Below are 6,833 nucleotides of genomic sequence, written 5' to 3'. Positions count from 1 at the left end.
TGCTCCACCAGGTGCTCGTGGACCAGTCGTTCAATCTTCGATTCCAGCGTCGCAGTGGGTTTCGGTTGCATCCGCCACGGGTTGCACACCGCGACGACGGCCTCAACACCACCCCTGAACGGTTACGATTGGAGTGCTGGAGTACGCAGGAGCACTCCAGTCTGTCGCGTACCCGGAGACGGGGGATGTCCTTACATATGCCGAAGATGGCGGCACGACCTGGTCGGTCAGCGCGAACCAGGAAGAAGTGGGCTCTCACGCCTATCTGGATGGCAAGGTTTCTGCCGCTGTAACGGCCTCGGGCGGCGCGATGTCGATGGGCACCTCAACGGGAGGGTGTTCTCTCGCCCAATCCACGGGCTCCACCGACTGCACACCGACGGCCACTCAGTCCAAGCTCGCAGGTGACAGCGCGGGCACCCAGGTGGAAGTCCGGCGGACGTACTCTACCCGGTGGCTCCAACAGCTACCCTACCTGGACGTCAACGGAGCTACCGACACGTGTGTCTCGGGCAACTGCGCGAGCTTTGCATCAGGGAACTTTGTCTCGCTGCGAGAGGACTTGCTAGGGAGCTTCCTCTACCACTGGTATGACAAGAGAAAATCAGGACGAAGCGACGTCTTCAGTCCGGTGGTGGCCAGCAACAGCACTGCGGTGTCAGCGGTGCCGCAACAACTGGCGTTGGAATCGCGCTCTTTCGGTGCGACAGGGCCGGGCAATGCACAGACGGCCGTGTACTTCGAGCGGACGGAGTATATATATGGCAACTTCGCCGTGGGTGCGCCGCCGGAGCCGTTCAAGCCACTGGTGACGGAGCGGGATGTGCGGGCCTCCGTCCTGGTGCCGGGGCAGGAGACGGTGGTGACGCGCTCGTATGACGGTCTGACGCACCGTCTGAAGTCGGTCATCGAGGAGGGTTACACGGAGAAGTTCGACTCCCTGGTGGGCACGTGGGGCAGTCCGGTAAAGACCTACGTGGGCACCTTCTACCTCAACCACCACAAGTGCTCGGGCCAGGCAGACATGGGGGATGCGCGAGTCCTGGAGATTCATGGCCCCTGTGACGTCAGCGGCCCGGGCTCCACCGAGTGCACGGGCACGGACTTCCCCATCACGCAGTACCACTACTATGGGCCGACGGGCATCGAACTCTCCAATCGTGCCAACCGCCTGTGGAAGGTCAAGAGTTTCGTGAGTCATGGTGGTGCCACGTCCTGTGCAGGCTCACCCGCGCATGAGACGGTCTTCAATAGCTATGATCCACGAGGCAATGCCACCCAGTTGACTGACCCATCAGGGGTCGTGACTTCGTTGCTGTATACGGGGGGACGGCTGGACCGGGCGACGGTGAATGGCCTCGTGACGAACTATCTCTACGAAGGCGCGGACATCACCGCAGTGCAGTTGCCGACGGGAAGCTACATGGTGCGCTGCTACCGGAAGTGGACCCAACCGGGGACTGCTTGCAGTACGGGCTTTAAGACGAGCCAGGTGCAGTGGGAAGCCATTTCCGCAGATGCGCAGGGGGTCGACTGGAGCGAGGCTGTCATCTACACGCGTTGGGCGACAGCGGATGCGCCATTGAAGACGGCGGAGTATCGCGGTCGCAGCGCCAGTGGTGTGGTGGAGACGCGGCGGGTGGTGGAGTATCACCCGGACCCGCAGGGACGGCCTACCTATCAGCGCGTCGGCACGGGCAGTGGAGCCTTCGCGAGCATTGCCGCCTTTGATAGGGACGACAGTCAGACCGCCCTTGGGTTGCCATTCAACAATGCCCCTGACTTCTGCCTCGATCCCCAGACGCAGGGGTTGTCGGAGGTTTGCACGAGGATGGGCTATGACGGGGGCGGTCGGCTCAGCAGTGTCACCGAAACGCCCACGGCAGGTGTCACTCAGGCGTCCACCTTTGCCTATGACGCCCATGGCCAAATTCGCGAGGTGCGCACAGGCTGTAGCAGCGCGGCGAATTGTCAAGCCCCCTCGGCGACATACCAATACGACGACTTTGGAAGCGTGTTGCGGACGCAGCTTCCCAATAGTCTTGGGCCAGTGCGCTATGCCTACGATTCGCGCGGCAATGTTCGTGTGAAGCAGACAGAGACGATGAGGCGGGCTAGCGAGTGGCAGTCATACTCGTACGACCTGCTGTCTCGACTGAAGTCCGTCACCCGCGAGGCGCCCGGCAGCGTCGAGGGCGCTGAGTTGCTCTACCAGCTGGCTCATGACTCGGAGGGAGTGGGATTGCCGGCGTCCTGCAACCGGTACGACGGCGAGGTGGTGAATCAGAACTCCATGGGCCGTATGCGATATGCCGAGGACTCCTTCGGCCGTACCTGGTACCGCTATGACACCTCTGGCCGGCTGGTGGGGGAGATGCGGCAGCGGCAGGGGGAGTCCTCCTGCACGCGCATGCTGGAGACGGCGTACTTGTACGACTCCTTTGGGCGGATGGTCGGGAAGGCACATCCGTATGGACGGGCCATTCGCTATGGCTACGGGGCGGGAGCACGAGCGCACCGACTTGCTTCCATCTCTGTTTCGTTCTTCACCGCTGTTGGCGGCGTCGAGGAACGGACGGTGCTCAGCAATATCGCATGGGAGCCACTCGGTGGGCTGCGCGGGTATCAGGTCCACCACTCGAATGGGGGTGCTAGTGCCGTGGAGTATGCCTTGGGAGATGATGGCTCAGTGACGCCCTCGGGCTGCGCCGCCGCTTTCCCTTCGTCTACGTCCTCGGACCTGACGGGACGCTTGCGCTCGCTTCGAGTGTCTTCGGGGGCCTTCGTAGCAGGCTCGGGTGCTGGAAATATCTACAAGCGCAGCTACACGTGGCAGGCAGACCAGGTGGCGCGCATCGACACCTGTCTCCTGGGGGCCTCGACGCCTCGCACGGAGCTGTATAGCTATGACCGAACCCTGCGGTTGACGATGGCCACGAGGCCTAGTTCGAACGCCTACGACACGGGAGGTGCCTTCGAATCGCAAGTCTTCCAACATGACCGGCGTGGGAACCGAGCTTACTACTCGGAAATGGGTATCACCTCGACGCTGGAGTACGGCACGTCTCCGACTTCCGTGGATTGGCTCTTAAGTGTGACGCCGCACCATGATGCCCATCAGAAAGTGGTTTATGAATACGACGCGGACGGCCGTGTTGAGCGTAAAGAGTCGGGACGCTACGGCTCGAATCTGTTCGCTCACGTCCTGAACATGGACTACGGGCCAGCCATGGCCACGGGCAGGGGTTCGGCGAGAGAGACTGTGTTCCGCACCGTGTCCGTCAACAATCTTTCGTACCAGTACTTCTATGACGCTTTCGGTCGTCGCCGCGCCAAGTTGCACCCGGTGAACGGTGTGAAGGACGAGTTCTTCCACGACGCCTCCATCGGGCTGTTGGTGGACCAGGGTTGGAAGGACGTCATGGACCCGGACTACCGCACGGTGGATGACTACGTGTGGCTGGGAGGGCGTCCGGTGGTGGTGGTGCGTGGCCGTCTCGAGGCGAACACGAACGTACGGCTGCCGGACTCCTCCACGGAGTGTGGACGCGACGGAGAGCAGGTGGCTTGCGGCGAGCGCTTCATCGTGACGGACCACATCGGTAGACCCGTGCTGGCGCTGGATTCCGGCGGGCGAGTGGCGGGAGCGGCGGACTATGAGCCGTTCGGCCATGTGAACCGAAGGGCGGTGCGAGCGGCTACGGGCCACCCGTACCTAGATGATGATCTCGAATCGATTGCTGGCTTCCGCCAACCTCTGGACACGAGCCAGGTCAAGGTGCGGATGCGCGCCATCTATCAGCTCCTGGATACGCAGGCTGATGCGAATGGCACTGACTCGGTGATGCTGCGGGACACCGCGACGGGAGTCCCACTCGCGAGCCACAGCGGTCCTGCCCAGGGACGGGTTGTGACGAACTGGGTGCAGCCAGCCAATGGGGAACTCGTCGTGGAGTTCTTCGCGAGCCCTGCTGGCCCTCAGCCCAACGCCTACACAGGTGTAGTGGTGGAGGCGTATGAGTATCAGCGCTACCAGCAGGGCGCTCAACCCTTCTGGATTCCCCTGCGCATGCCAGGGCAGTACCACGACGCGGAGACGGACTTTTTCGAGAACTGGAATCGCTTCTACGACCCGGGCATTGGACGATACCTGCAGCCAGAGCCGATGCTGAATGTCTCGCAAGTGGTCGTCGCGTCGGCGATGCAGGGATATTCACTACCCGCCTACAGCTATGCCCTGAACAATCCGATAAACTTCACCGATTCGACTGGCAACATGCCGCGCCCGGGCATGGACTCGATAAATGCGCGCATGCTGGCGCTGATTGCCAGGGGCGACGTTGCGGGGGCGATTGCATATTACCAGTTGCAGAATAATACGGAGAAAATCCCACGTGCGCTACAAGCACTACAAAATGCATTCAACGTCGCGAACCAGGTCGGAGGGCCCTGTAAGCAGGTTGCCAAGGACATTCACAAGGGCTTTACATTCCTGGGGCAGAGTCCGCAGTTCATCAGAATCAGGGCGACGGGATACGACTTCATGTCGTTTGACACACCGGATGGGAAAAACATTGGACTCACCGGGAATGGGTTGCACTTTGTCGTTCAGGTAAAGGACCGCATCTATGATGCATTCACAGGTCCCACGGGCATGTCGATCGCTGAGTATACGACCCGACTGCAGGCAAGGCACGGTTTTACGTGGGAAGCCATTAATGGTTTATGAAAGGGCATGAATGGAAAAGGATAAGGTGGTGCTGATGGATGCCTTGAGCCGGATGCAGAAGGACTGCGAAGCCGGCCGGCTCGCGATGCACATAGGCTCCGCGAATGCATACGTGCTCGTGGGATTCGTGGCAGGTTACCTAGCGTGTCTTGATGACAATGGAATCCAAGATACCGAATACTCTGAGTTCTCCTTGTGGCTTCATGACGAGAAGAATGAGTTTCCTTCAGAAGGCTGGGCCAGCAAGTACCTGCGGGACTTCAATGGAGACCACTTGGCGGCCATCCAGAAGTACCTCGGTTTCGTGGCGGAGTTCAGGGCGCGTCGGGTGCGCTCGCCATGATGCGATAGCTTCGGTCGGCCCTAGCTGATGGGCGCGCTGGGCGATGTAGCCCAGCGCGCCCTGGCTGCTATGTGCATTGAATGAACGACCGGTTCCGTATCTGGGAGCACCCAGCGTGCGGTACTCGTGCAGAGGATCTCTCAGGGAGCGCTCGCCGAGCTGCCCTGGGGCTACTTGGTGGGCAGCCTTGGGCGTCAGAACCGCTTCACCTCGGTGAGCACCTGCCTCGAATGTCGAGTCACCGTCCCGAAGCGGGCCAGTGACTCCGCGCGCAGGTGCTTCGCCGCGTCGCTGACCGTGTAGCGCTGGAAGTCCGCTTCACTGGCCAGCTCGAAGTGACACACGTACCGGGCCCACCCGTCCTTGGCGGGCTCGGTGTCGCGCCACTTGCGGCAGCCGAGGAACCCGGGCTCCCGCAGCACCTCGGGGACATGCGTCCCCTCGTGCCACTGGTTCCACGCGTCCTCGGCGCCGGGCTCCACCTCGATGACCACCGTGTAGAGCGCCGTCACGGCTGCCATGCACCAAAGCCCGTCAGTCTCGCGCCGCCCTGAGACTCACGCTTGCCCTTGGGCGAGACGCGATAGGTGAAGTCGGACAGCGGCTCGAAGCGAGCCTCGTGCGCCAGCCCGCCCAGCGTCTTCTCCCACGGGTCCGCGGCGTACGACTGCGTGCGCACCTGCTTCGCGTTCGCCGGTCCCTCCGTGGAGTCCACCTGGAGCGTCGGCACCCGCTTGGTGCCCACCGCCAGCGTCTCGCGCACGGCGGGCGCCGAGTTGGGGACGACCGGCGGCCACTGCTTGGGCTCCAGCCCCAGCGAGATGAACGACAGCAGCACCTCCTCCAGCGGCTGCACGCTCGCCTGCGAGAAGTCCTGGCACGGCGCCTCATCCGTCGCGGGATTCACCGGCGCCTCCGTGCGCAGCACATACCCGGCCTCCGCCGACTGACACGTGCGCAGCACCGTCTTCGCGCCGTCCACCTCCATCTCCCGGTCGAACCACGTGCCAGGACCCAGCGGCCACTCCAGGTCCGGCGCCATGCCCGCGCCCTCCGCGCCCTGACGCATCGACACCAGCGTGAGCTGATGGCTGCCCGCGCCGCCGAAGCCCGACAGCGTGGTGCTCGCGTCGAGCAGCCCGTTCGTCAGGTACAGCGGCCCCGCGTCCACCGCGTACAGCCGGTTCTCCAGCGGACCATCCACGGGGCGATTGTCGCGCAGGTAACGTTTCGCCTCCCAGGTGCGGCCAGCGGCCGAGGGCTGCTCCGTCGTCTCCGTGCCCTCACGCGCCACCTCCAACGGCCGCGAGGCGTCCACGCGCATGGGGAGCACCAGCCGCCGTCCCAGCTTCGGCAGCGTCAACGGGCTGCCCGCGTCGTCGAGGATGTCGAGCGTCAGCCACACGCGCGAGCCCTCCACCGCCGCCACCTCCAGCGTCAGCTTCCCCGCCGCGGCCGAGCCGCCCTGTGCCTCGCGGGGCGGCGTGCGAATCGCGGAGAATGAATAGACGACCCGGTCTCCCACCCGGGCGCGATGCCAGGGGGACTTTCCCTGCGCCGCCGCGGGAGCTTCCGGTGTGGCGGTGCCGGTGGGCGCCTCCGCCGCGCCGCCTAGCGTCACGGGCACGCCGTCGGTGGGACTCACGGCGCGCGGCTTCGTGCTCTCACAGCCGGCGCCAAGCGCCAGCGCCGCGCACATCAGCGCGGAACGGGACAGGAAGGTTGCGGTGGGCTTTCGCATTCGGGCGACACCTCTCGCGG

4 protein-coding genes are annotated in these 6,833 nt (G+C 63.5%); 2 read left to right on the top strand and 2 right to left on the bottom strand.

Annotated elements, in window-relative coordinates; genetic code table 11:
- The first annotated feature begins 133 nt into the window (after positions 1–133).
- Positions 134–4,729, top strand: a complete 4,596-nt coding sequence (locus LZ199_RS38835) for an RHS repeat-associated core domain-containing protein (protein WP_253998845.1) — start codon at positions 134–136, stop codon at positions 4,727–4,729.
- A 10-nt stretch (positions 4,730–4,739) separates the two neighbouring features.
- Positions 4,740–5,072, top strand: a complete 333-nt coding sequence (locus LZ199_RS38830; RefSeq protein ID WP_253998844.1) for a hypothetical protein — start codon at positions 4,740–4,742, stop codon at positions 5,070–5,072.
- A gap of 194 nt (positions 5,073–5,266) precedes the next feature.
- Here the strand turns inward: LZ199_RS38830 and LZ199_RS38825 are convergent, their stop codons facing one another.
- Both LZ199_RS38825 and LZ199_RS38820 read right to left on the bottom strand, forming a co-directional pair.
- Complete coding sequence (locus LZ199_RS38825; RefSeq protein ID WP_253998843.1) at positions 5,267–5,593, bottom strand: DUF4286 family protein; 327 nt, start codon at positions 5,591–5,593, stop codon at positions 5,267–5,269.
- A complete protein-coding gene (locus tag LZ199_RS38820) occupies positions 5,581–6,813 on the bottom strand; it encodes a DUF6068 family protein (protein WP_253998842.1) in 1,233 nt (410 codons plus the stop codon). The genes LZ199_RS38825 and LZ199_RS38820 overlap by 13 nt, the downstream gene beginning before the upstream one ends.
- Positions 6,814–6,833: the final 20 nt, after the last annotated feature.

Origin of the sequence: Myxococcus qinghaiensis (assembly GCF_024198215.1) — a bacterium.
In the GTDB taxonomy this organism is placed as follows: domain Bacteria; phylum Myxococcota; class Myxococcia; order Myxococcales; family Myxococcaceae; genus Myxococcus; species Myxococcus qinghaiensis.
This window is presented reverse-complemented; position numbering and strand designations above follow the sequence as displayed.

Bases quoted from the DNA above. Each gene is read 5' to 3' on its own strand.
- LZ199_RS38830 (WP_253998844.1), top strand. From the start codon at position 4,740: ATGGAAAAGGATAAGGTGGTGCTGATGGATGCCTTGAGCCGGATGCAG.
- LZ199_RS38825 (WP_253998843.1), bottom strand. From the start codon at position 5,593: ATGGCAGCCGTGACGGCGCTCTACACGGTGGTCATCGAGGTGGAGCCC.
- LZ199_RS38820 (WP_253998842.1), bottom strand. From the start codon at position 6,813: ATGCGAAAGCCCACCGCAACCTTCCTGTCCCGTTCCGCGCTGATGTGC.